Origin of the sequence: Perlucidibaca piscinae DSM 21586 (assembly GCF_000420045.1) — a bacterium.
Lineage (GTDB): Bacteria > Pseudomonadota > Gammaproteobacteria > Pseudomonadales > Moraxellaceae > Perlucidibaca > Perlucidibaca piscinae.
In genome coordinates this window covers 132,336-155,566 of the sequence record NZ_ATUE01000006.1, presented here as the reverse complement: position 1 = coordinate 155,566, position 23,231 = coordinate 132,336, and the positions used below count along the sequence as shown (strand labels likewise).

Genomic DNA, 23,231 nt, shown 5'->3' with positions numbered 1-23,231 from the left:
TGATTCAGCATCGGTGACGAACTCAAACGTCCTGCGGGTTACCCATTTGGTGATCGAAGGACTGACGTATCAGCCCCATCACATAGGGCAGATCGTTGAGGTTTGACACCCCGACCTCCACGTCGCCGTTGCCCCACCGGCCAATGTTTGAAATGTCTCGGCACATGCTCCTGGGGTCTTCGATGTCTTCAATGCTCAGATTCAGCACGAGCAATAAACGCTTGGCTTGTGGCACCACATCGACAAAGTTGGTTTCCGCTTTGTATGCCACGTACAGCTTCAAAAACTCTTCGCTCACGCAGGGGTCAAGAGCGAGAACTGCTTTGCGGAGCGCCTCGAACAACCCTTGCATTGGGCCGCTCGCCAAGTGGGGATGGTCGGTGATGGCGTACTGCTGACTACCCTTGACGGCTGCCGGGCGATAAGCATCCAACACATCAGCAGCGAGTTGCGGCGCAGTCCAGACCTTGGCCGCTTCGGCAGCCAACTTGGTGGCACGTGCCTTGATGGCATTTTCGTCCCATTTTTCGACCTCACCCATCCCCTCGTTCAGGTTCAAGGGGCTGTACTTGAAGCCGATCTTCTTGCCATCCTTGCTAGTGACCTGATCGCGTTTGTAGGCGAAAGGGTGATCGCTGTATTCGCTGTTGTATCCCGTCAGCGTTAGATTGCCCAGCGTGTGCAGCCAGGTTTGCTGAACCCGCTGCCACTCGGAGCCAAGTTCGGTTTGCCATTCAGCCGAAAGTGCCTCGTTCTGAGGCATGACATGCTCAATGGTGTAGTCCTCCACCACCACGCGCTCTTTACGGCCATGGTTTTCAAGGCGACGCAACCAGTAGCTGCGGCTGCGGAAGTTGTACAGGTCCCGCAGTTTGATTTCTCGTTGAAACTCCTCGTCGCTCGGGAAGCGGCGGTACGACGGCAGCAACAGAAAAGCCGCCTTCACACTTTCCAAATAGCGATCCTTCTTCAGGGTGCCACTCATGCCCGCAAACGTTTTGTTCAGTGAGTTCGTAGGGATGGCACAAATCGCCCGGCGGAAGACGTAGCTTTCAACCAGCCGCACGATGGTCAGCACCTCTTCGCTGGTCAGACGGCCTTGCTTCAGGTCGTGGTACACGTCCAGCAGGAAGGGATAGGCCACATCGACCTTCAGCTCTCGCAGATCATGGAAGACTTGCTTGAGCGCACTGTCTTGCTCTGCGCCCAAGGCCATCGCACAGTAGTAAGTTGCATAGGCGTGAATGTCGGCCACTAAGCTGGTGATGTCCCCCTTAAAGCTGGCAGCAAAGCTCTTGAAAGCGGTGTACACCTCACGCACATTTGGGATTTCCCCCGTTTTGGCAGTCAAATAGTGACGCATGAAAGGGTCAAAGTGCACCCCATACGCGGTCTGACCAAAGGCTTTCTCCATGGGCCGCCAGTACGTCTTGTACAGGTCGGTTTGCAGCTTGGGCTCAAGCCCCATCAAGATGTAGTTACGAATCAAGTCGGCCTGACTGAGCTCCAGGCCGGTGGAGTTCATGCTCTCGAAAATTAGCTGCGGGTTGTCTTGTGAACGGTCCAGGGATACGTCCACGATCACGAGCTTGGAAAGTCCACGGCAAATGGCCTCCAGTTCGCTTTGATGGGCTGCAATCAGTTCCTGGAAAAGCTCATAGTTCTCCACGATGCGTTGGCTGGCTTCAGCAGGCATCGGGGCGTTGTTCAGGATCGCCAACAAGGTGTCTTTGTCGGTCTCCGAAAGAATCAACTTGTAGTGGCGCTCGCCTTCCTCATAGGGATTCAGAAGGTAGTAGTTACGAAGCTTGATGGCTGAAAACGACTCCAGCAGCTCTGCCACCTTCTTGGCTTCAAAGTGCTTTGCCAGGGCGGCAATCAACAGAGTACTCGTTGTCAAACGCTGTTGCCCGTCGATGACCATCAACGGCTCTTGCGCCACCACGTTGTCTTGCCCCCGCTTGACATAGACGACTGCACCTATGAAGTGGGCCTTGATCGCGTCGCTACGTCCTGCTCGCAGCAAATCTGCCCATAGCTGGCGACATTGCGTGGCCGTCCAGGAGTAGTTGCGCTGGTAAATGGGAATGGCGAACTGCGGCGACTTTTGTAAAAACAGGAGCAGGCTGGCTTCAGTTGCTTTCACTCTTTAATCCCTTAAACATTGGCAGCGACACGCTGGCGTTCAGCCAACAGCGCCTTGATTTCTAGGTTGGCTGCCACTTGGCGGGCCAGTTGTTTTTCTTTGCTGGCGGCTGAACGCAAGCTGGCAATCTTGGCATCCAGTTCCCGGCAACGCTGCAGTGCAGCACGCCGCTCAGCGGCATGGACGGTCGATTGGCTAAGGGCAAACCGCCCAGATACTTTGGCGGCTTGCCATGCTGACAGCGTGTCCATCCAGCCCTGGTACAGCGTGTACAAATGGGTGCGTGGCTGTTGGCTCATCGCCAACGCCTCCAGAAAGGCGGAGCAGAACTCATCAGCCGTTAGCGCGGCGAACAAGGGCTCCCCATCGAGCAAAGTTTTGTCTGCTTCTTTATGCGCCCAGCGGATGTGGCACATTGACATGAACAGGTTCTCGCCTTCGCTCAGCACCACCACGACGGGGTACGGAATGGCGCGGTGGAGCAGTTCGCTGATGCGCTTCACTTTGGTTGAGTTTGCGGTCAATCCGCCCAAGTCACGCATGGCAACAGTTAGGACAGCCACCTCCAGGTAGGTGCGCTGTTCGTCTTGAAAGTCGGGCACCCCGGCGTTTGCTGGCTTCAGAGCGGCGACCCACGTCACCTGTTCAATGTGGTCCTGAATCAACTTGCGGTCTGCTGCCGTGGGCACTCCGTTTTCAAGCAGCATTTTTTTGGGAACGCGCTGGTTCACCATGGCCGCATCTGGCAAGCCCATGGCTGACACGACTTGATCGGCAGTTAGGCCCTGCATGGCTTTACTCACGCAGCGGCCCCTTCAGCGTGGTTGGGCAGCACCACGAGATAGGCCAGCACTTCAAAGTCATTCGAGCCAGCAAACTCGCCCTTCATGGCGTGAGTGCCACCTGGTGAGAACAAACTGGCAATGGCCCGTTCTTCCGACTTACCGACGATGGACGACACTGCCGCAGACAAGAGCTTTTGTGCGTGGCGCATGTCTTCGCCTTGCTTGGTAGCGCGGTCAAACTGGGCACATGCAGAAGCGTCAGGCAAGTCCCGGCCAAGGCTCATGCGCTTGAGTCGATCCAGGATGCGCTTGGCTTGTGTATAGGGCAACAGCACCGAGCCATCTTCGCCCACGTGGACAAGGTAATGGGGGGCCAAGGGGTAGCCGGGGTCGATGGATTTCTCGGCAGCCGCATCTTCTGCACGTAAGCAAAAAATGATTCCTGGGGGAACTTCGGCATTGATGCTGGTCGTCACGGCAAAACAGCCCAGCGGCAGGGATTCCAGCTTGCCTGGGTGCGCTTTTACGAACTCGGCCAGGTCAATACGAAAGTCGGTCAGCGTGAGGTCTGTGATGGCAACGCCACTGGACAGGTCTTCCAGGTCGATGACGGTTTCCTGAAGCTTGAGCAACTGGTTTCGGCGGTATTCCAGATCGTTCATCTGGTTGCCGGACTGCTGCTCGATGATGTTTTCTTCGCCCGTGGCGGAGATGTCCAGCAGGACCATGCGACCGCTGACGCGCTGCTCCAGGTTGATGTATTCCTCCAGCTCCATGTTGGGCCAGAAGTTGACCAGTTGAATACGGCTGTTGGTGGAGCCGATTCGGTCGATGCGGCCAAACCGCTGAATGATGCGAACCGGGTTCCAGTGGATGTCGTAGTTGATGAGCCAGTCGCAGTCTTGCAGGTTCTGGCCCTCGCTGATGCAGTCGGTGGCGATCAGCAGGTCGATTTCGCCTTCACCAGCCAACTCCTCGGGGCGTTCTTTTGCGCGTGGGGAGAAGGCGGTCAGGATGCTGGTCAAATCACGCCGCAAGCTGGGAAGCGTGGTCTGGTTGCGGCCAGATCCGGTAACCAGGGCTGTTTCAAGGCCCAACTCTGCCTTGGCCCACCCGGCCAGTTGCTCGTACAAGTAGGTGGCTGTATCAGCAAAAGCCGTGAACACCATGACCTTGCGGTTACCGGCGTTGATGGGGTTCTTGCACTTACTGGCGATTTGATCTCGCAATTTCAGCAGCTTGTCGTCCCGCGCAATGCTGACTTGCTCTGCTGCCGCGTACAACGTGGCAAGGCGGTTGCGATCCTCGATCAGGTCTTGTTTCCAGCGCAGCAAATCAACATCGCCCAGCAGCACCTTGACCTTGCGTCCTACCAGCAAGGCCTCAAAGGCCGGGTCGTCAATGTCCACATCTGCAATGTCGAGTTCTTCGATTTCCTCGCTGTGCGCTTCAATCTGTGCCAGGGTCGTTTCGACGTCTTTAAGCTGGCGACGAACGGTCAATGCAAACGACGAAACCGCACTTTCCATGCGCTTGAGGACATTGACGCGCAGCAGGTGAATCAAACTTTCTTCACGGTCCACCTGACGGAAGAAGCTCTCGCCGCCACGAATTTGAGTGCTGTACTTGGCATCATAAGCAGCCTGTTTGTGAGGCAGCACGTAGCGCAGTGGCGCATAGGCTGCGAGATTGAGCCGCTTGATTTCCAGGTTGATTTCGCGGATCGAGCGAAACTCTCCCGCCCGATCTACATCCGCCTTGATGTTGATCGGGGGCAGTCGGTCAGGGAAGCGGCCTGTCTCACTCGTGCCGTAGTATTTTTCGATGTGACGGCGTGAGCGGGCGATGGTCAGATGGTCGAGCAAGGCGAAGTAGTCAAAGCCAAGCATCTCCACCAGCAGCGATGGTGTCTTTTCTTCGTTGGGTAGCTCAAGCCAGCGGTTGAAGGCTTTCTGCGCTCGTCGCGTGGTGCTGTCGATGCTGGCAATGCCATGGTCGAACAGCGCGGTATCGTCCCCTTCGGTCACGAAAGCGATCTGGTTTCGCAAGTCAGCCAAACGGTTGTTGACTGGGGTGGCAGACAGCATCAGCACCCTGGTCTTAACACCCTCACGGATGATCTTTCGCATCAGCCGGTCGTAACGGGTTTCGTTGCCTTGGCGAGGTGACTTCTTGTTGCGGAAGTTGTGCGACTCGTCGATCACCACCAGGTCGTAGTTGCCCCAGTTGATGTGAGACAGGTCGATGTCTCCGGAATGGCCGCCGTCACGTGACAAATCCGTGTGGTTGAGCACGTCATAGTTCAGGCGATCCGGTGCGAGGACATTGCGCCGGTCGTTGGCCTTGTAGAGCGTCCAGTTGTCACGGAGACGCTTCGGGCAAAGCACCAATACGCGGTCGTTGCGTAGCTCGTGGTACTTGATGATCGCCAGTGCCTCGAACGTCTTACCCAAGCCCACGCTATCGGCGATGATGCAGCCGCCAAACCGTTCTAACTTGTCGATGGCCCCCACAACACCATCACGCTGGAACTTGTACAGCTTCTTCCAAACCACCGTATTGCGGATACCCGTTGCCGATTTGACGATGCGCTCCTCGTCAAGCCCGTCGCCACTGGAGGCAAACAGGTGCTGCAGCATCAACGCATACACGCTGGTGGCGTCTCGATGGACAGAGAGGCTTTTGATCGCTGCGATCAGGTCGGCCTTGGCTTGAGGATGCTCCTTCAGCGTGGCCCATTGCATGTCGAACCACTGACTGAGCATTTGCGCCTCAGCAGGGCTTTCGGAAGCCTGAATAAGGCTGAGAGGGTTGCCGGGGGTGACGCCCAAGCCTTCACTGCTGAAGGAAAACGAGCCCAGCGCAGCCTGTTGTGCTGAGCCGTTGCCATCCCTCAGAACCAATGTGCCTTGGGGAATGGGGCCGCTTGCATGACGAACATCAGCTTTGCTCTCCAGCCAGGCCGCCAACTTTTTCGCCAACCAAGGAGCTTGCAACTTGTTTCGGGAAGCCCGGTCGGCTGCCGTCCCCAACAAGCCCAGTTGCTCTTGCTCCGTACCCTTGGTTGGGGCTGTGGAGGTAGGCGGCACTACCAGTCGTGCATTCGACAGATGAGGTAGCTCAGTCAAGACCTCTGAGAAGGCGTACAGAGAAAATGACGGGGACACCATATCCATCCGGTGCTCAGGCTTGAGCCATGGGCGGATCAGATCCAAAACTCGATCAGATCCAGCGTTGCTGACAAACTTCATTGCTGCTTCCCTTACTCGGTGTCCCGATTTTTCTTATTTACCTAGTTCAGGCACCACTGTAGCAATGCCCTTCGACGTCGAATGACCGTTGTAAGTTGTGCACGACGAAGAGAAGAAAAGAGAGTGGTGAGCTTGCACGTAGAACACTAGTCAGTAGTGCATCACGTACTCTCAAAGAGTCTTAGGGTATGTCTGTAAACATAACCCGGCAACATCAAGTGACAAACAAGCTAGTTTGTGACCTAAGGCAGAGACATACCAACTAGCAACAAAGAGCGACCGGCAATTCCTCCCAGCAGGTTGTGTAACGAGGCGACCTGCTCCCCGTCCGCATCTGCCAGCCATCGTCCAGATCAGTACTTGCAAAATGCAGCGTCCCCCTGCCCTGCACCTGATTGATCTGATCGACCAAGCTCATGAGTCGAGACCGCCGTGGATCGTCAGGCTGCGAGAACAGATCTTGCTGTTGAACGCCGGCATCGGTGATCTGTCCAAGCATCACGCCGACTTTGTGATACCGAAACCCTGGCACATAGATATCCTTGAGCCCCGCCATAGCGGCAGCCATGAGCACCCGAGTGTCCGACGTAGGCATAGCCAGCGGGATCAGAGTGGTACGTCGGTACTGCAGATCCTGCTCTCGGAACGGGTTGGTACGCAGCATCACGTAGACATGCTGGGCCAAACCGTTCTGCTGGCGCAGCTTCTCGGCGGCTCGTGCGATGTGATGAGAGACCGCTGAGCGGATTGGCAGCAGTTCGGTGAGCGTCGCGCCAAAGGAGCGCGACGCCATGATCTGCTGCTTGGGGCGCCCCACCTCCTCCATGCTCAAGCAAGACAATCCATTCAGCTCGCGCACGGTCTTTTCGAGGACGACCCCATAACGAACACGAATTCGATCCGGGTCAGCCTGCTTGAGATCCAGGACCGTGAGGATGCCCTCCTCGTTGAGGCGCTTGCTGAGCCTCCGCCCCACCCCCCAGACCTCATCCACCGGATATCCGGACATCAGGCCATCCATCATCTCAGCTGGCTGATCGAGCAGGTTGAACACGCCTCCCCAGAATGGCTGCTTCTTTGCGATGAAGTTGGCGAACTTCGCGAGCGTCTTGGTCTGCCCGATGCCCACACCACAGGTGATGTGTGTTCGACAGCGAATGGCTCTCCGGAGTTCGAAACCCAGCTGGGTATGGTCACGCAAACTCGTCAGGTTTAGAAACGACTCGTCAATCGAATAGCTCTCCACCTCAGGACACATGTCCTGAAGCACGCCCAGCATGCGCGCGCTCATGTCCCCATAGAGCGTGTAGTTGGAGCTCTTGATCACCACGTCATGACGATCGCAGAACTCACGCCACTCATGGATCGGCGCCCCCATCGGGATCTGCAAGGCCTTGGCCTCGGCAGATCGCGCGACGATGCAGCCGTCGTTGTTTGACAGCACCACAACCGGACGCGTGGCCAGCTCAGGCTGAAAGACCTTCTCGCAGGTTGCATAGAAGTTGTTGGCATCCACCAGAGCAAACGCCTGACGCGGCATGTCAGCCCTTCCTGGGCGCCAAGCGCACGAACTCGGTGATGACAGAAGTCACGACCCCGAAGATGTTGAGTTCGTGCTCGACCGTGATCACGGGGTATTCACCGGACGCATTATCCGGGTGGAGCTCGAATCGATCACCCCGCTTCACTAGCCGCTTGACTGTGTGCTTGCCATCTACGCTGGCCACAACGACATCACCCGATATGGGAGGTCGAGCACTGTTCACCACGAGGATGGAGCCATCCTGAATGCCGGCATCGCGCATCGAGTCGCCAGAGGCACGGATGAAGAACGTGGCGATCTTGTCGTGAACTAAACGCTCATTTAGATCAATGCGGCGCTGCACATAGTCCGCAGCTGGCGAGGGAAATCCTGCCGGTACACGACCTTCGTACAACGGCAGAAGCTGCTTGGGCGGATTCCACGTCGGGAAATTTATACTGTCCATATGGCCAGTATATTTAGGACCTGCTACGCCTTGTCAACACCGCATGCTGTGATCTCACACGAAAATAGCTTTCGCTAAACGCAAATATGATTGCAAATTACGCAAATTACTAAAGATCAGCATCGAAAATACAGATATTTGTCGTGAAAATCATATCTTGATGCCGACATATGTCACATATGCGTCAAAAGTCTGAATAGGTACTTCCTTTACACCATTTAATACTTACTATCCTTGGGAAACAAAGTCTTAACACTGACTGCGTATCTGTTTGGCCAAGGATGGGGGTTAAACGCGAATGGAACTTCGACACTTGCGATACTTCGTGGCTGTTGCCGAAGAGCTTCATTTTCAACGCGCAGCCAAGCGGCTGCACATCGAGCAGTCGCCGCTCTCTCGGGCCATAAAGGATCTGGAAAACCAGCTCGGTGTTCAGCTTCTCGAGCGCACGACCCGCTGCACCAAGATCACGCGTGCTGGCCAGATCTTCCTGATGGAGGCACGCCGCATTCTAGCGGCGGTTGAGCAAGCTAAATCCGCCATCAAGTCCGCCTCGTTGGGGTATTCGCAACAACTGCGCATCGCGCTCTCTGATGGCGTACCCATGCAGCGCGTGACAGAACTGATCGCCAAGCAACGTCGAATGAACGAAGAGATCGACATCCGCTTGTACGAGATGTCGGCCACACGCCTGCTGCAAGCAATTCAAAGCCGTGAAGTGGACCTTGGTCTTTCCTTGAACAGCTTTGATGATCAGCCGACGGTATCTTCCTCGCGCCTCTGGCACGATGGCCTGTGCGCCCTCATGCCCGCATCACATCCGATGTCACGCGGCAAAGGATTTTCACTGGCCGAGCTGACACATTATCCGCTGATCCTGCCAGAAGCGCGTGGCACCAATTCCCTGCATCAAGCCATCTACCGCCTGGTCCGCCAACACGACCGCACTCTGAACGTGGTTCAGCGCACGGACAGCGTCAGCCTGATGATGAGCCTGGTGAAAGCCGGCATCGGCATTGGCTTCGCCACGCAGGCGCAGTTGCGAGGTCACGACACGGCTGAAGTTGTCATCAAACCACTGGGTGGCTTTGCTCCAGTGATCACGACCTACATGCTGCACCATGCCCAGCATCTGCCAGACACAGTGCTGCCGTTCATGAAGCTGCTGGAAGACGATGAGCCAGAGATGCCAAGTGACGCAGAACTGGCATGATGGGGACACAGGTGACATGCTGTAGGCGCTGGACGCATGCGGCATTACAGCCTAAAATTTGAACATCATGACCAAGGCAATCAGCCATGACTGAACTTCAACTCAGACAGCGACGCGAGCGTGCAACCCGCAATGCCGTTGCGAGTGCTGCCTTGGAAGGCTTGGTTGTTCCCAAGGCACTGCAGACAAGCTTTCGCCAGTACGTTGAAGGCACGACCTCACTCGAAGAGATATTGCAGGCCGCCCAGGCTCGTTATGTACGAGGATGATGGTCATTACTACCTGACTGGATACTCCGTCAGTGATGACCCCTACGTCCTTCCAAACGGTGTCCTGATCAACCGTCTGGGCTTCACCACCACCGCTGAGCTGAACGCCGCTGAAACAGAACTGGTGACCATCCGGGCCGCCATCATCAGCGAGTCCCCGATTCGCGGCCAATTCGACCTTGCGCATCTGCAAGCCATTCACGCATTCCTGTTTCAGGATATCTATCCGTGGGCTGGTGAACTTCGTGTCGTCGATATCGGCAAGAACGCGACCGCATTCTTGCGCCATCAAGACATCCCCGAGATGGCAGCTCGCATTCATGATGAGTTGCATCAGGAGCAGCTACTGACCGGACTGGATGCACGCACATTCAGTGAGCGCGCTGCGTACTACCTGGCTCGCATCAACCTCATGCACCCGTTTCGCGAAGGGAACGGCAGGGCTCAGCGTGAATTCATTCAGCAGCTCGCCAATGGCGCTGGGTACTTCATCAACTGGGCTGGTGTATCCCAGGAAGCCATGAAGCAAGCGTGCATTGCCAGCATTGACGACAATGACCTAGGCCCACTGCGCCGAATCATCCAAGTCGGTCTGGAAACGCTCTGAAGCCCTTGATTACTGCATTTGGGCGTACAGGCACTTCGTCGTCACAGTGACAAACAGTCATGCCTGAAATTCTTTTTCATGCTCAACTAGGGAATGAAACGGACTTCAGGATAGATATCGCATGCAACCCCATAACGACAATAACGCTGCCTTGGCGGTCCTGATTGATGCCGACAATGCCAGACCTGCGATTGTTGAAGGACTGCTGGCAGAAATCGCCAAGATCGGCGTTGCCAGCGTCAAGCGCATCTACGGTGACTGGACAACACCAAATCTTGGATCATGGAAGCAGACACTGCTGGAGCATTCCATCCAGCCCATACAGCAGTTCCGCTACACCACCGGTAAAAATGCCACCGACAGCGCCATGATCATCGATGCGATGGACCTGCTCTATGAGGGCCATTTCAGCGGCTTTTGCCTGATCTCAAGTGACAGCGACTTCACGCGACTGGCATCACGCATTCGAGAGTCAGGCAGGCGTGTTTACGGATTTGGAGAGAAGAAGACGCCTCGCCCCTTTGTCGCTGCATGTGATCGATTCATCTACACAGAAGTGTTCACGCAACCAGCCAGTGATGAGAGCGCTCCAGCAGTCACGACCCCAAACGTCAAAACACTGCGTTCAGACACGAAATTGGTCACGATGCTGCGGGAGTCTATTGAAGCCGTCTCTGACGAAACTGGTTGGGCAGCCTTAGCACCGATTGGGAGTCTGCTCAACAAGACCGCTAACGACTTTGATCCACGAAATTATGGCTTCAAGAAGCTCAGTGAATTGATCAAAGCAATCGGTCTTTTCGAAGTTGAGTGGCGAGGCAAGCTGGTCTACGTCAAAGATGGTCGAAAGAAGTGATGACGTGACCAGCAGCAAACCAAAATAGCGCAGGGACTAGATACTCTGCAGGCCTCTCGATTTGACCCTTGTCTGCTGGCGAAAACCCCGATCCTTGGCCATGAACGCCTCCAGCATGTGCGGAATCAGCGCCGTGGCATCCACGGTGTCGCCCCAGGTCTCGCTGTGCAGCTGCGCGTAGCGATCCAGCTGCTGCTTGAGTTCGGTGGTCACGCTGATGGTCATTTTCACGGCTTCGGTCTTGGGCAGCGGGCCCAGTTTCAGTGTTGTCATTGCGGCAATCCTCGTGTGAAGAACAATGGTTGGTAAGGCCTGAGCACCAGATCCTTGTTGACCATGACGCGCACCGGGAAGCCGGGGCGGATGGTCAAGGTCGGCTGGATGTTTAGATTGCGGCGGGTCAGCTCCTGCCCCACCGTATTGATGGTCTCCTGCACGCTTTCACGGGTCGCGACAACAACGCGACCATCAGCGCCATCGCGAGTAGGGGCCGCAAGCTCGGCACCCACACCGATCAAGGTCGACAGGGCGGCACCTGCCAGAATGCGGTCCCAGTGCCAATCCACCCCGTCTTCCAGACCGGCATAGCCGGCAGTATCGACCCCGGGCAACCGGTCGAGGGCGATGGATGAGGTGTCCGGCAGGATCACCCGCTGCCAGACCAGCAACACCCGACGCTGACCAAACGTCACCTGGCTGTCGTAGCGACCGATCAGACGCGAGCCCTGCGGAATCAGCAGATGACGGCCGGTGGCCGTGTCGTAGACCGGTTCGGTGGTCGAGGCGATCACCTGCCCCGGCAAATCGGACTTGAGGCCGGTGATAAGGGCGGCCGGGATCAGCGTCCCGGCCATCACCTGATAGGGCGACGCGGGCAATTTCAGGGAAGACGGATTTACGGAATCACGGCTTTCCGCTGTGTCGACAAAGGCCTGCTTGCTGGCCTGCTGGTTCTGGCCCACGGTCGGGTCTGTGGCTCCGGCCGATCCCTGAACAGTCGTGATGCCTGCGGCAGCAATGTCACCGCCCACAATGGGTGCAAGGCCTGCGGCAACGTCCGAGGCACCACGCACCGGTCCGGAGGAATTGCTGCGAAAGAACAGCGGCGACTTGGCGACCTCTTCATGGCTGGCAGCAGCCTGTCCCGACGCAGCCCCCGGTGATCCGCCCTGATAGGTTGGGGTATAGGTACCCGCCCGCTGGGCATCCAGCATGGGCTTGGCCAGATCACCGGGCAACGGCTCACCCAACACCGGCACCTCCGGCGGCAACGCTGCCGGGTGAGGCATCTGGCTGTACTCCTGCGGCAAGGCATCCAGCGTTTCCGCGCGCGCCACGCGCTCGACGTTGTGCAGCTCCGCAGGCGCCTCGCTGGCCGAGCGGGTCACCGGCTGCAACGACCAGACCGTGACACCCAGCAGTCCCAACGACACTGTCCCCGCCCCTGCGATCAGCACCTTGCGGTTGAGACGCTTGACCGGACTGGGCTGCGCACGCAGCGCCAGGCTGTCGGGATCGACCTTGGGCGGCAACGGCTCACTCGCTGTCGTCATGGCGACCTCCCTGACGCAAGTCATCGCGAGCGATACGCACCACCTGCGCCTTCTTGCCACCCAGTCGCAGCTCGGCCGTACCGAAAAGGCGGTCGACAACGTAGTACGGCGCCCGGTAGCGGTAGTTCACCAGCTGACCGTCACCCTCGGGGCCGATCACGAACAGCGGTGGCAAATCGCCTTGGGCAATGCGCGGGGGAAACTGGATGTAGACATGCTCCCCGTCATCGAACGCGCGCACAGGACGCCACGACGGCTTGTCTCCGGAGATGGCGTAGCGAAAGCGCAGCTGCGAGATATCCAGTCCCTCGGCCACCGGTGCCTTGGCGTCTGCCAGGCGGGACTGACTCTGCAAGGCCATCGACTGGTCCTTGGGGTATTCCCATGACGCCGAGGCCATCCACGCCTTCTCGGTGGAGGTCATTTCCAGCAGGTAGGTGCGCTTGCTGGTGCTGATCACGAGGTTGGTCTTGAGCCCGCTGCGGATCGGCTTCACCAGCAGGTTCACGCGCTGGCCGGCGCCAGAGCCGCTGACCGTGTCACCGACGATCCAGCGCACGGTGTCGCCGGCGGAGAACGAGACCAGCTCCTCGCCCGGCTGCAACGACACCACGGTGACGCGGCCCGGACTCGTGTAGAGCTGATAGAGCGCGCCGTCACTGTAGGGCCAGACCTGAATGGCGTTGATGAAGCCCTCCTGCGAGGGCACCACCCTCGCCTCCTCGGTGGCACGAGCCACCCGCGCACGGGCATCCAGCGGCTCACGCGCCTTCTCCAGCCCTTTCGGAGGCAGGCGCTTGAGCTGACCGGGCAGTGGCAAGGGCTTGGGCACTTCGATGACCTGAACCGGCTTGGGCGGCTCCGGCAAAGGCTCCGCCTGGATGGCCTGATCCAGCGGGACCGCAGGCTGGCTGGCGCAGCCGGCCAGCAGAACAACCGCACACACAGACGAACGCTTCATGGTCTCACTCCGGAGGTCAGGGGGTTGATGTCGGCTGCGCCCAGCTCGCGGCTCCAGCTCAGGCCATTGATGTAGATGCCAAGCGGGTTCTTGCGCAGGCGTGACTCGTCACGAGGCGGCTGCTGCACAATGGTCAGCATGGCCGTCCAGCGCTCCTGGCCGACCGGCGTACCGCTGTCGTAGTGACGCTCGATCCAGCGCACCTGAAACGAGGTGTCGCTGGCACGCACCACGCTGGTGACTTCCACCGACACGGACTTGCGACCGACGTTGGCAAACGGATCGTTCTGGCGTGCGAACTCGTTGAGCGTCGCGGCACCTTTGTCCGTGGTGTAGTCGTAGGCACGCAGCCAGTTCTGACGCACGACGATGGGATCAATCGCCAGCGAGCGGACGTTGTTGATGAACTGCGCCAAGTGATAGGCCACCTGCGCATCGGTAGGCTGATAGGGCGTCAACGCCTCGCCCACCGCCCTGACCTGCCCAGTCTTGTCGACCTCGACGACATAGGGCGTGACCATCGACTGGCCAGCACGCCACGCCAGCGCACCGGCCATGATCAGGCTCAATCCCAGGCAGCCAAACGCCATCAAGCGCCAATTGCTGGCCTGTAGCCGGGCACTGCCCAGACGCTGGTCCCAGACCTGCCCGGCCGCCTGATACGGCGTCTCCGGCACCGGGGTTTCCGAATAGCGCACATGCGCTCGCTTGAATCGCATCAGGACTCTCCTTGATCACGCAGGCTGGGGGTGGCGCCGCTGCCACCGTGATCGGCAGAGCGCATGACATGGGCAGTGGTGGTGACGCCTTGGGCGATGCGTTGGTTGCGCTGCAGGCGTTGTGCCCATGCAGGTTGCTGTGCGGCTGGCTGACCCGATGACGCCCCCTCGGGCCCGTCATTGCCGCCTTGGAAACGGCCCTTCACGGCTGCCGCTCCGCTGCGAGCGACCTGTGCCATGCCTGCGACGGCACCCTTGAAGCCACCTGAGGTGGTGGCCTGCCCGGCGGCATAGGCGTCGCGGGCACCGGAGGCCATCGAGCTGGCTGAGCGCACGGCGCTCCCAGTCGCTGACGCCGCAAGCTTGCCGGCACCAAGCGCAGCTGCCCCGCCGCCGACAGCAATCGCGGAGGCGCCCAGCGTCGCACCGGCCGCTGCACCCGCGCCCAGCTGGGGAGCGCCCGCGATCAGACCACTGGCGATGCCCGGTCCGAAGATCCCCAGCGCGAACAGCGACAGCGAGGCCAACATCAGGGCCAGAGCCTCGTCGATGGACGGCTCGGCATTGGGCGGCGCCTGGAACTCGCCAAAGATGGTCGTGCCGATGCCGACGATGACGGCCAGCACGAGTACCTTCACACCGGCCATCATCACGTTGCCGAGCACGCGCTCGGCGAGGAAGCTGGTCTTGTTCCAGAGCGCGAATGGCACCAGCACAAAGCCGGCCAGCGTGGTCAGCTTGAACTCGATCAGCGTCACGAAAAGCTGAACGGCCAGGATGAAGAAACTGATGATCACGATGACCCACGCCAGAAACAGCACGGCGATGGTGTCGATGTTCATGAAAAAATCCGGAAAACCGGACAGCGTGCGGATGTGCTCCATGATCGGCCGGCCTGCATCGATGCCGACCTCGGCCAGCCGTCCCGGCTGCAGCAGCTCGGCCTGGGTCAGCGTGCCCCCGGAGGCCACCAGCCCCAGACCGGCAAAGCTGTTGAAGATGATGCCGGCGAGCTGGTTGAAGTTGGTGATGATGAACGCGAAGGCGCCGACGTAGAGGATCTTCTTGATCAGCTTGCCCATCACCTCGTCACCCGCCATGGCCCAGAACAGGCCTGCCAGCGTCATGTCGATGACGATGAGGGTGGCGCTCAGCCACGCCACCTCCCCGCCCACCAGCCCAAAGCCGGAATCGATGTAGCGCGAGAAGACATCCAGAAAGCGGTCGATGACGCCGATGTCATTCATGGCTCACCCCGCCACCCGGTGTGTAGCGGGTCTGCCCGTTGCCCCAGAAGCGGCGATGCTGCGCGTCGCTGACAACAGCACAGACCTTCTCGCTGACCTCCTCGCGCCGGTCCCGGCAATACGCCTGCAAGGCACGCAGCCGGTCCGGATTCGCGAGCAGGTACTCAACCGTCACCTCCGGGGCTGGCTGGCCACAGCCGGCCAGCCCCAGGACCCACGCCATCAGCAGGAGACGAGTTCGCATGATTGTCCCCTCAGCGCTCGTAGAAGGTGACGGGCTGCGGGGTGTAGCGCGTGGAACCGCTGTCGAAACGGCGACGCACTTCACGCGAACGCTCCTGCGCCGCGACCTGACGGGCCTGCTCCAAGACATCCGCACGACCTTGCGTGATCTGCAGCTGCTGGGCCTGAATGGCCTGCCGGGACTGCAAGGCGAGCAGCTGGTTGGTGGCCTGGGTAGCCTGCAGGTTGCCGGTAGCACCTTGGCTCTGCGCGACCAGCTCACTCAGCATGGCCTCATCAGCTGCGAAGTTCTGTGCCGACTGCGCCTGCATCTGCAGGCTGGTGCGCAGCGCTTCAAGCGAGTTCTTCCAGCGCTCGCGCGCATCCACGGCCATCTGGCTGCCGGAGACCGTTGTGCCGTAAGCGTCCGGGTAAAGCCGCGCGAACGTGGTATCGGCCTGACTGACCTCGTAGGCAAGCCCTTGGGCCTGCTGGATGAGTCGGTTGGTGGTCGCCAGCGTGTTTCGCAGGCGCGCACTGGCGTCATAGTCCAGCCCGGCGAGGTTGCGCGCGTCGTTGCTTAGCATGCGCGCCTCGTTCTGAAGCTGAGTGATCTGGTTGTTGATCTGCTCCAAGGTGCGGATCGCGATCAGCAGATTCTGGGAGAAGTTGCTGGGATCGAACACGGTCATGGCCTGAGCCGGCTGACTGAGACCGAGTACCAGGGCAATGGCGACGGAAAGTGGCTTGTTCATGGTGTCTGCTCCGGGGAGTGGTGATTGGCCAGCAGGTCTGCGGCCCAGGTCAGCCCGACGCGCTGCAGCCAGGCGCGGGCAAAGTCGGATGGCGGGGTGTCAGCCAGCACGGCGGTGATCGCCTGCTGATCTTCCGGGCGTGACGCGGCGGCAAAGGCCAGCGCCACCGGTCCGAGGCCCAGCTCGAAGACGCGGTTGCCGAGACGGGACTGGTAGTAGTACTCGCGCTTTGGGGTTGCCCGAGCGATCAGCTGGATCTGGCGGTCGTTGAGTCCGAAGCCTTGGTAGATCCCCTGCAGCTGTGGCTCCACCGCCTGCGGGTTGGGCAGGAAGATACGGCTGGGGCAGCTTTCAATCAGGGACGGCGCGATGCTGGAGCGCTGGATGTCGGCCAGCGACTGGGTGGCAAAGATCACCGACACATTGCGCTTGCGCAGCGTCTTCAGCCACTCACGGATGCGGATGGCGAAGGCCGGATCGTCGAGAAACACCCAAGCCTCATCGAGGATGAGCAGCGTCGGGGCGCCATCGAAGCGCTCTTCCAGCCGCTTGAACAGGTAGCTGAGCACCGGCAGCACGGCAGAGGGGCTGTGCATCAGCTCCTCCATCTCGAAGCACAGCACGTCCGATACCGAAAAGCGGTCACGCTCTGCGTCCAGCAGCCGCCCGAACGGACCACCCAAGGTGTAGGGCTGCAATGCCGTGCGCAGCGCGTTGGACTGCAGCAACACGGACAGCCCCGTGAGCGTGCGCTGTTCGACCGGAGCAGAGGCCAGGCTGGTCAGTGCCGACCACACCGCCTCCTTGACCTCCGGGGTGATGGTCACGCCTTCATGGGTCAGCAGCCCGGTCAGCCACTCGGCTGCCCAGGCACGCATGCCCTCCTCGTCGATGCGCGCCAGCGGCTGAAACGCCATTCCGCCTTCCAGCGTCAGCTCGTAGTGGTCGCCACCCAGCCCCAGCACCGTGGCGCGGGCGGAGCCCCCCTTGTCGAAGATGAACAGGCGCGAACCGGCGTAACGACGGAACTGCAGCATGAGCGTGGCCAGCAACACTGACTTGCCCATGCCCGTCGGCCCCACGACCAGCGTGTGACCGACATCGCCGACGTGGGTCACGAGCCGGAACGGCGTCGAGCCCTCGGTACGGGTCACCATCAGCGGTGGCGCCGCCAGATGGTCGTTGCGCTCAGGGCCTGCCCACACGGCTGAGACCGGCAGCAGGTGGGCCAGGTTCAAGGTCGAGATCAGCGGTTGGCGCACATTGGCGTAGCACTGGCCGGGGATGGTGGACAGCCACGCATCCACGGCATTCAGGCTTTCCGTAAGCGTGACAAAGCCACGACCCTGGATGACGCGCTCGATGGCGCGGCGCTTCTCGTCCGCGCGCTCGGGATCGGCATCCATCACCACGACCGTGGCCGTGACGTAGCCGAAGCTTACGGAATCGCCGCCCAGCTCCTGCAAGGCCGCATCAGCGTCCGCCGCCTTGTTGTCGGCATCGCTGTCGACCAGCGGGCTCTCTTGCTGAAACACGGTTTCCCGTAAAAGCGTGAGCACGGATTTGCGCTTTGCAAACCATTGCCGACGCAACCGGGTCAGTTCTCGCTCCGCCTCGGCCTTGTCGAGGCACAGGTAGCGCGTGCTCCAGCGGTAGTCGAAGCCCAGCCGGTTCAGCTCGTCGAGCAGCCCGGGCCAGGTCGAGGTGGGAAAGCCGCGAACCGAGACCATACGCAGGTGCTGATCCCCCAGCATGGGCGCCAAGCCCCCGCTGAGCGAGACATCGGTGAGCAGTGCATCAAGGTGGAATGGCACGTCCGGGACACGGACAGGATGGCGCCGCGTCGATACCGTGCCGTGCAGGTAGGTGAGCGTGGCTTCGTCATCCAGCCAGCCCAGCTCCGGCATGACCGTGTCGAGCAAATCCAGAAAGCGGTCGGTTTCGGCGATGAAAGTCTGCAGCTGCTCGCGCCAGTTCACGCCCGTCTGGCCACCATGCTCGTAGAGCAGGTTGCCAGCCTTGGCCCGCGACTCCTCGGGCGGCAGGTAGACCAGCGTGACGTGATAGCGACTCTCGAAGTGGCTGCTCGCCTCCTCGAAGGCAGCCTTGCGCTCCTGCTCCACCAGCCAGGACAACCCCTCCGGAAAGCGAGACTCGGGGTAGCCCGCCGCCGGCTCGCGTGCAGCCTCGACAAACAGGCTCCAACCCGACCCCAGCCGGCGCAGGGCGTTGTTGATGCGCGCGGTGGTGGCGACCAGCTCGCTCTCGGTGACGCTGTCGACATCCGGCCCGCGAAAGCGCGCGGTGCGCTGGAAGGAGCCATCCTTGTTGAGCACGACGCCGGGCGCCACCAGACCGGCCCACGGCAGCCAGTCCGCCAGTTGGGCGGGACGTTTTCTGAACTCGGCGAGATTGATCATGGCGACCTCACGCGTCGAGCAGCGACTTGTGCTTTAGATGCCGGGCGAACACTTCCATGAACTGTGCATCCTGCTTGGCGCCCCACACGGCCAGCGTGTGCCCGGCCAGCCACAAGGCCAGACCGGGCAGCCAGAGCTGCAGCCCTAGTCCTACAGCGGCTGCCAGCGTGCCGTTGACCACGGCAACGGTGCGCGGCGCACCGCCCAGCAGGATGGGCTCGGTCAGCGACCGATGCAGGGGCACCTCGAAGCCCGGCGCGATGGGTAGGCTCATGACACCACCGCCCCGCCGGAGAAGCTGAAGAAGGCCAGGAAGAACGACGAGGCTGCGAAGGCAATCGAGAGCCCGAAGACGATCTGGATCAGCTTGCGAAAGCCGCCGCTGGTGTCACCGAAAGCCAGCGCGAGGCCGGTCACGATGATGACGATGACCGCCATGATGCGGGCCACCGGCCCCTGCACCGAGTCCAGTACCGACTGCAGCGGGCCTTCCCACGGCATGTTGGAACCAGCCGCCTGTGCGGCTGAGCTCAGCATCAAGTTGATGAGCAGCAGGCCGGCGGCCTGTGATGCACGGGAAAGCGTGTTTCCGTAAAAGCGTGAATGCGTCATGACGTAACTCCGGGTTCGGCAGGGATGGCAGTAAGGGCGTAGCTGTGGGCATCAAAGCCGGTCACGCAGGCGATCTCCTGCACGCGGCGCTCGCGTCCGCGACCGGCAATGAAGACGATGACGTTGACCGCCTCGGCGATCAGCGCGCGGGGTGGCGTCAGCGCCACCTCCAGAATCAGCTGCTCCAGGCGCGTGAGTGCACCCATGGCGGAGCCGGCATGAATGGTGGCAACGCCACCGGGATGGCCCGTGCCCCAGGCCTTGAGCAGGTCCAGTGCCTCGGCACCCCGAACCTCGCCGACGACGACACGATCCGGGCGCAAGCGCATGGTTGAGCGCACCAGGTCGCTGATGGACACCACACCGGGCTTGGCACGCAGCGACACGTGATCCGGCGTGCTGCACTGCAGCTCCAGCGTGTCTTCCAGGAGGATGACGCGGTCGCCCGTGACCGCCATCTCGGCCAGCAGCGCATTGGCCAACGTGGTCTTGCCGGAGCTGGTGCCGCCGGCGATTAGGATGTTTAGTCGGCGCTGTACGGCCTTGCGCAGAAAATCGGCCTGCTCGACCGTGATGATGTGTTCGCTGACGTAGTGCTCCAGCCGGATCACGCCGACCGCACGCTTGCGGATGGCGAAAGTTGGTGCCCGCACCACCGGTGGCAGCAGCCCCTCGAAGCGCTCGCCGGTCTCCGGCAGCTCAGCCGACAAAATGGGTGCGCTCGCATGCACCTCAGCTCGGACATGGGCCGCGACCAGTCGGATGATGCGCTCGGCATCCGCCGGCGATAGGGACAGACCAACCGGCGCCCTGCCCGCACCCAGCTTGTCCAGCCAGAGCGTGCCGTCCGGGTTGAGCATGACCTCGACGACCTCGGGGTCATCCAGTGCCGCCGTGATGGTCGGCCCCAGCGCCGTGCGCAGCATGCGGATGCGCCGGCTCAACGCCTGCGACTCGCTGCTCTCCGGCAGAGCGGTGACGGCGCTGTTCATGCCAGCCGCTCCTCGTCCGGCGCGCCCGCACCCGGTGCCGCCGGATCGTCCATTGCGAAGAACTGCCCGGCATCCGGGAAGACCTCTTCATGGACTTCCTTCACGAGACTGCGGCCCCGCATCAGGTTGCGACCCAGCTGTTCGATGAACTGCTGAAAGCGCAGGCGGCCCTGTGCACGTGCCGCCTCCTGCTGGGCCTCCGGCACGGGGGCCGAGACTGTCAGGAAGTAGCGGACATAGAGCGCCAGCGTCTCGATGAGGATGGTCTGGTCGCGCTCCAGCTTGTCGAACTGGTTCGACAGTCGATCCAGCCGCTTGGCGAAAGCGGCATCGCGCCGATCCGCCGCATCAGGTGACAGGAAGGACGCCAGGGCAGCAGCGATGATCGACGACTTGGACAGGCCTTTCATGGTGGCCAGCTCATCGAGCCGGCGCGCGTGATCAGGCTCGATGAAGATGTTCAGGCGGGCGCGGCTCATAGCGAGATTCCATCGTTGGGATCAAGGGCAGCCAGTCGCGAAGCGCGATTGGTCTTAAGAACGGGTCGCGGGGCGTTGGCAGCCGCTTCGTCATCGAGCAGACCGACATCGGTCAGCGGCTTGCTGGCCATGCCCGGCAGATCGCTACCGCCAGGCAGACCGGATGCCAGCAGCGAGCCGTCGTTGTCCGCAAACAACGCCAGCTGACCGGCCCAGTCATTGGGTCGTGCCGCCGGGGCGTCGCGATAGTCACCATCCACCAGCTCGGGCGGTGGCACGACGCGGGTCATGAAATTGCGATCGTTGAAGTAGCGGATCTTCTTGGCGCGTACCGGGGGATAGCCGGAGACCATGACCACGGCCTCATCGGGTGGCAGCTGCATCACCTCGCCCGGCGTCAGCAGCGGTCGTGCCGTCTCCTGACGGGACACCATGAGATGCCCCAGCCACGGCGCCAGCCGGTGGCCGGCGTAATTGCGCTGCGCCTTCAGCTCGGTGGCCGTACCCAGGGCATCTGAGATGCGCTTGGCGGTGCGCTCGTCGTTGGTGGCAAAGGCAATGCGTACGTGACAGTTGTCGAGGATCGCGTGGTTGGGCCCGTAGGCCTTGTCGATCTGGTTCAGCGACTGGGCGATCAGGAACGCCCGCAAGCCATAACCAGCCATGAACGCAAGCGCGCTCTCGAAGAAGTCGAGCCGGCCCAGTGCTGGGAACTCATCGAGCATGAGCAGCAGCTTGTGCTTGCGTGCGATGCCGTCGCTGCCATCCAGCGACTCGGTCAGGCGGCGACCGATCTGGTTTAACAACAGACGGATCAGCGGCTTGGTGCGGCTGATGTCCGACGGCGGGACCACCAAGTACAACGACACCGGATGTTCAGCACTGATCAGGTCTGCGATGCGCCAGTCGCACCGCGAGGTCACCTCGGCCACGGTCGGATCACGATAAAGCCCGAGGAAACTCATGGCCGTGGACAGCACGCCGGAGCGCTCGTTCTCGCTCTTGTTCATCACCTCACGAGCCGCTGACGCCACCACCGGATGGGCCCCCTCCGGCAGGTGCCGGGTGGTCATCATCAAGTGCAGCGCGTTCTCGAAGGTGCGGGCCGGGTCAGAGAGGAAATTGGCGACACCGCGCAGCGTCTTGTCGCTACCGGCATAGAGCACATGCAGGATGGCGCCGACCAGCAAGGCATGGCTGGTCTTCTCCCAGTGATTGCGCTTTTCCAGCGCGCCCTCAGGATCGACCAAAATGTCAGCGATGTTCTGCACGTCGCGGACTTCATGAGTGCCGCGACGCACCTCAAGCAGCGGGTTGTAGGCAGCCGAGTGCGTATCGGTGGGGTTGAACAGTACGCAGTGTGAGAACCGAGAGCGCCATCCGGCGGACAGAAACCAGTTCTCGCCTTTGATGTCATGGATGACGGCAGAGCCTGGCCAGGTCAGGAGCGTTGGCACAACCAAACCCACGCCCTTGCCCGAGCGTGTTGGAGCAAACGCCATGACATGCTCAGGCCCGTCGTGCCGCAGGTAGCTCGCCTCATGGCGGCCCAGGAACACCCCAGCGGTGCCGGTCAGGCCGGCGGTGACAACCTCATCATCTGCCGCCCAGCGCGCTGACCCGTAGGTGGTGACGAGTTGCGATTGCCTGCTCCGCCAGACTGAAAGGCCAATCGCGACAGCCACCGCGACCAGACTGCTGCCTGCGGCAATCAGACCGCCTGTGGCGAAGACATGCGGGGCATAGACGTCGTAGAAGTACCACCAGTGCAGGAACTGCGCGGGATAGAAGACCGGGTAATCAGCGAGGAGGAACCACGGGGCTCCGAGCTCGGGCTGAAAGGCCAGTGCCGTGGCGACGTACTGCGTCGCGCCCCAGGTTCCCAGCAGCACAATGCCGAGGACCAGCAGCATCTGACCAACCAGCACACCGGACGCCTGCATGGCGAACTCCCGACCCAGACCATGCGGCACAGGAGGTCCGTGCCGTTATGGCAGGGTCAGGGGCGTGAGGCGTGCTGGACAAATTCCTATTGGGCAACAATTATTGCGCTCTTGATCAATTCAGGCTTTCCATCCCACACCGAGAACATGCATCTACAACTTGGACATCAATACATCTAAAGCGGCTAAGCAAAGTACCTTGCCTAACTCCAT

At 60.6% G+C, this 23,231-nt stretch carries 22 protein-coding genes; 4 read left to right on the top strand and 18 right to left on the bottom strand.

Annotated elements, in window-relative coordinates:
- Positions 1-22: 22 nt before the first annotated feature.
- The 5 genes from F595_RS0104690 to umuD all read right to left on the bottom strand — a co-directional run bounded on the left by F595_RS0104690 (position 23) and on the right by umuD (position 8,119).
- Entirely contained in the window at positions 23-2,146 is a 2,124-nt protein-coding gene (locus F595_RS0104690; protein ID WP_022955715.1) for a GmrSD restriction endonuclease domain-containing protein, read from the bottom strand.
- Positions 2,147-2,157: 11 nt separating this feature from the next.
- Positions 2,158-2,949 (bottom strand): DUF4391 domain-containing protein, encoded by a 792-nt coding sequence (locus tag F595_RS0104685; RefSeq protein ID WP_228126944.1) that lies wholly within the window; start codon positions 2,947-2,949, stop codon positions 2,158-2,160.
- The gene (locus tag F595_RS0104680) at positions 2,946-6,182 is read right to left on the bottom strand and encodes a helicase-related protein (RefSeq protein WP_022955713.1); all 3,237 of its coding nucleotides are present in this window, start codon (positions 6,180-6,182) and stop codon (positions 2,946-2,948) included. Before F595_RS0104680 ends, F595_RS0104685 begins: the two co-directional genes overlap by 4 nt.
- 262 nt (positions 6,183-6,444) lie before the next feature.
- Entirely contained in the window at positions 6,445-7,722 is a 1,278-nt protein-coding gene (locus F595_RS0104675; protein WP_022955712.1) for a Y-family DNA polymerase, read from the bottom strand.
- Position 7,723: 1 nt separating this feature from the next.
- Positions 7,724-8,119: a translesion error-prone DNA polymerase V autoproteolytic subunit gene (gene umuD / locus F595_RS0104670; protein ID WP_265596738.1), complete on the bottom strand. Its 396-nt coding sequence runs from the start codon at positions 8,117-8,119 to the stop codon at positions 7,724-7,726.
- Positions 8,120-8,468: 349 nt separating this feature from the next.
- On the opposite strand from umuD, the gene F595_RS0104665 reads away from it, so the two are divergent.
- From F595_RS0104665 to F595_RS0104655, 4 genes are all read left to right on the top strand, one after another.
- Complete coding sequence (locus F595_RS0104665; RefSeq protein WP_022955710.1) at positions 8,469-9,383, top strand: LysR family transcriptional regulator; 915 nt, start codon at positions 8,469-8,471, stop codon at positions 9,381-9,383.
- 86 nt (positions 9,384-9,469) lie between these two features.
- Positions 9,470-9,652 carry an antitoxin VbhA family protein gene (locus tag F595_RS14970; RefSeq protein WP_169446951.1) on the top strand — a complete coding sequence of 61 codons (183 nt, stop codon included), beginning with the start codon at positions 9,470-9,472 and terminating at the stop codon, positions 9,650-9,652.
- The gene (locus F595_RS0104660; protein WP_022955709.1) at positions 9,639-10,259 is read left to right on the top strand and encodes a Fic/DOC family protein; all 621 of its coding nucleotides are present in this window, start codon (positions 9,639-9,641) and stop codon (positions 10,257-10,259) included. Before F595_RS14970 ends, F595_RS0104660 begins: the two co-directional genes overlap by 14 nt.
- A 121-nt stretch (positions 10,260-10,380) precedes the next feature.
- Positions 10,381-11,115: an NYN domain-containing protein gene (locus tag F595_RS0104655; RefSeq protein WP_022955708.1), complete on the top strand. Its 735-nt coding sequence runs from the start codon at positions 10,381-10,383 to the stop codon at positions 11,113-11,115.
- Between the two features lie 36 nt (positions 11,116-11,151).
- Here the strand turns inward: F595_RS0104655 and F595_RS0104650 are convergent, their stop codons facing one another.
- The 13 genes from F595_RS0104650 to F595_RS0104590 are packed head-to-tail and all read right to left on the bottom strand — an operon-like array spanning position 11,152 to position 23,018.
- Complete coding sequence (locus F595_RS0104650) at positions 11,152-11,388, bottom strand: DUF2274 domain-containing protein (protein WP_022955707.1); 237 nt, start codon at positions 11,386-11,388, stop codon at positions 11,152-11,154.
- Positions 11,385-12,668: a TrbI/VirB10 family protein gene (locus F595_RS0104645; protein ID WP_026913231.1), complete on the bottom strand. Its 1,284-nt coding sequence runs from the start codon at positions 12,666-12,668 to the stop codon at positions 11,385-11,387. The genes F595_RS0104650 and F595_RS0104645 overlap by 4 nt, the downstream gene beginning before the upstream one ends.
- Positions 12,652-13,629, bottom strand: a complete 978-nt coding sequence (trbG, locus tag F595_RS0104640; protein ID WP_022955705.1) for a P-type conjugative transfer protein TrbG — start codon at positions 13,627-13,629, stop codon at positions 12,652-12,654. The genes F595_RS0104645 and trbG overlap by 17 nt, the downstream gene beginning before the upstream one ends.
- A complete protein-coding gene (gene trbF / locus F595_RS0104635; protein WP_022955704.1) occupies positions 13,626-14,348 on the bottom strand; it encodes a conjugal transfer protein TrbF in 723 nt (240 codons plus the stop codon). Before trbF ends, trbG begins: the two co-directional genes overlap by 4 nt.
- Positions 14,348-15,595, bottom strand: a complete 1,248-nt coding sequence (trbL, locus tag F595_RS0104630; protein WP_022955703.1) for a P-type conjugative transfer protein TrbL — start codon at positions 15,593-15,595, stop codon at positions 14,348-14,350. Before trbL ends, trbF begins: the two co-directional genes overlap by 1 nt.
- Positions 15,588-15,839, bottom strand: coding sequence for an EexN family lipoprotein (locus F595_RS0104625; RefSeq protein WP_022955702.1), 252 nt, complete (start codon positions 15,837-15,839; stop codon positions 15,588-15,590). The genes trbL and F595_RS0104625 overlap by 8 nt, the downstream gene beginning before the upstream one ends.
- Positions 15,840-15,849: 10 nt before the next feature.
- On the bottom strand, positions 15,850-16,572 hold the full coding sequence (gene trbJ, locus F595_RS0104620) for a P-type conjugative transfer protein TrbJ (RefSeq protein ID WP_022955701.1): 723 nt from the start codon (positions 16,570-16,572) through the stop codon (positions 15,850-15,852).
- Positions 16,569-18,992 (bottom strand): conjugal transfer protein TrbE, encoded by a 2,424-nt coding sequence (gene trbE, locus F595_RS0104615; protein ID WP_022955700.1) that lies wholly within the window; start codon positions 18,990-18,992, stop codon positions 16,569-16,571. The genes trbJ and trbE overlap by 4 nt, the downstream gene beginning before the upstream one ends.
- Before the next feature lie 7 nt (positions 18,993-18,999).
- The gene (locus F595_RS0104610) at positions 19,000-19,266 is read right to left on the bottom strand and encodes a VirB3 family type IV secretion system protein (protein ID WP_022955699.1); all 267 of its coding nucleotides are present in this window, start codon (positions 19,264-19,266) and stop codon (positions 19,000-19,002) included.
- A complete protein-coding gene (locus tag F595_RS0104605; RefSeq protein WP_022955698.1) occupies positions 19,263-19,604 on the bottom strand; it encodes a TrbC/VirB2 family protein in 342 nt (113 codons plus the stop codon). The genes F595_RS0104610 and F595_RS0104605 overlap by 4 nt, the downstream gene beginning before the upstream one ends.
- On the bottom strand, positions 19,601-20,596 hold the full coding sequence (trbB, locus tag F595_RS0104600) for a P-type conjugative transfer ATPase TrbB (RefSeq protein WP_022955697.1): 996 nt from the start codon (positions 20,594-20,596) through the stop codon (positions 19,601-19,603). The genes F595_RS0104605 and trbB overlap by 4 nt, the downstream gene beginning before the upstream one ends.
- Positions 20,593-21,075: a CopG family transcriptional regulator gene (locus tag F595_RS0104595; RefSeq protein WP_022955696.1), complete on the bottom strand. Its 483-nt coding sequence runs from the start codon at positions 21,073-21,075 to the stop codon at positions 20,593-20,595. Before F595_RS0104595 ends, trbB begins: the two co-directional genes overlap by 4 nt.
- Positions 21,072-23,018 (bottom strand): conjugal transfer protein TraG, encoded by a 1,947-nt coding sequence (locus F595_RS0104590; protein ID WP_022955695.1) that lies wholly within the window; start codon positions 23,016-23,018, stop codon positions 21,072-21,074. Before F595_RS0104590 ends, F595_RS0104595 begins: the two co-directional genes overlap by 4 nt.
- Between the last annotated feature and the right edge of the window lie 213 nt (positions 23,019-23,231).

What these genes read in the sequence shown, in the direction of transcription:
- trbF (WP_022955704.1), bottom strand. Translation starts at nt 14,348, where the DNA reads ATGCGATTCAAGCGAGCGCATGTGCGCTATTCGGAAACCCCGGTGCCG.
- F595_RS0104605 (WP_022955698.1), bottom strand. Translation starts at nt 19,604, where the DNA reads ATGACGCATTCACGCTTTTACGGAAACACGCTTTCCCGTGCATCACAG.
- F595_RS0104610 (WP_022955699.1), bottom strand. Translation starts at nt 19,266, where the DNA reads ATGAGCCTACCCATCGCGCCGGGCTTCGAGGTGCCCCTGCATCGGTCG.
- F595_RS14970 (WP_169446951.1), top strand. Translation starts at nt 9,470, where the DNA reads ATGACTGAACTTCAACTCAGACAGCGACGCGAGCGTGCAACCCGCAAT.
- F595_RS0104590 (WP_022955695.1), bottom strand. Translation starts at nt 23,018, where the DNA reads ATGCAGGCGTCCGGTGTGCTGGTTGGTCAGATGCTGCTGGTCCTCGGC.
- F595_RS0104680 (WP_022955713.1), bottom strand. Translation starts at nt 6,182, where the DNA reads ATGAAGTTTGTCAGCAACGCTGGATCTGATCGAGTTTTGGATCTGATC.
- F595_RS0104675 (WP_022955712.1), bottom strand. Translation starts at nt 7,722, where the DNA reads ATGCCGCGTCAGGCGTTTGCTCTGGTGGATGCCAACAACTTCTATGCA.
- trbB (WP_022955697.1), bottom strand. Translation starts at nt 20,596, where the DNA reads ATGAACAGCGCCGTCACCGCTCTGCCGGAGAGCAGCGAGTCGCAGGCG.
- F595_RS0104650 (WP_022955707.1), bottom strand. Translation starts at nt 11,388, where the DNA reads ATGACAACACTGAAACTGGGCCCGCTGCCCAAGACCGAAGCCGTGAAA.
- F595_RS0104645 (WP_026913231.1), bottom strand. Translation starts at nt 12,668, where the DNA reads ATGACGACAGCGAGTGAGCCGTTGCCGCCCAAGGTCGATCCCGACAGC.
- F595_RS0104655 (WP_022955708.1), top strand. Translation starts at nt 10,381, where the DNA reads ATGCAACCCCATAACGACAATAACGCTGCCTTGGCGGTCCTGATTGAT.
- trbL (WP_022955703.1), bottom strand. Translation starts at nt 15,595, where the DNA reads ATGAATGACATCGGCGTCATCGACCGCTTTCTGGATGTCTTCTCGCGC.
- F595_RS0104660 (WP_022955709.1), top strand. Translation starts at nt 9,639, where the DNA reads ATGTACGAGGATGATGGTCATTACTACCTGACTGGATACTCCGTCAGT.
- trbJ (WP_022955701.1), bottom strand. Translation starts at nt 16,572, where the DNA reads ATGAACAAGCCACTTTCCGTCGCCATTGCCCTGGTACTCGGTCTCAGT.
- trbG (WP_022955705.1), bottom strand. Translation starts at nt 13,629, where the DNA reads ATGAAGCGTTCGTCTGTGTGTGCGGTTGTTCTGCTGGCCGGCTGCGCC.
- trbE (WP_022955700.1), bottom strand. Translation starts at nt 18,992, where the DNA reads ATGATCAATCTCGCCGAGTTCAGAAAACGTCCCGCCCAACTGGCGGAC.
- F595_RS0104665 (WP_022955710.1), top strand. Translation starts at nt 8,469, where the DNA reads ATGGAACTTCGACACTTGCGATACTTCGTGGCTGTTGCCGAAGAGCTT.
- F595_RS0104595 (WP_022955696.1), bottom strand. Translation starts at nt 21,075, where the DNA reads ATGAGCCGCGCCCGCCTGAACATCTTCATCGAGCCTGATCACGCGCGC.
- F595_RS0104625 (WP_022955702.1), bottom strand. Translation starts at nt 15,839, where the DNA reads ATGCGAACTCGTCTCCTGCTGATGGCGTGGGTCCTGGGGCTGGCCGGC.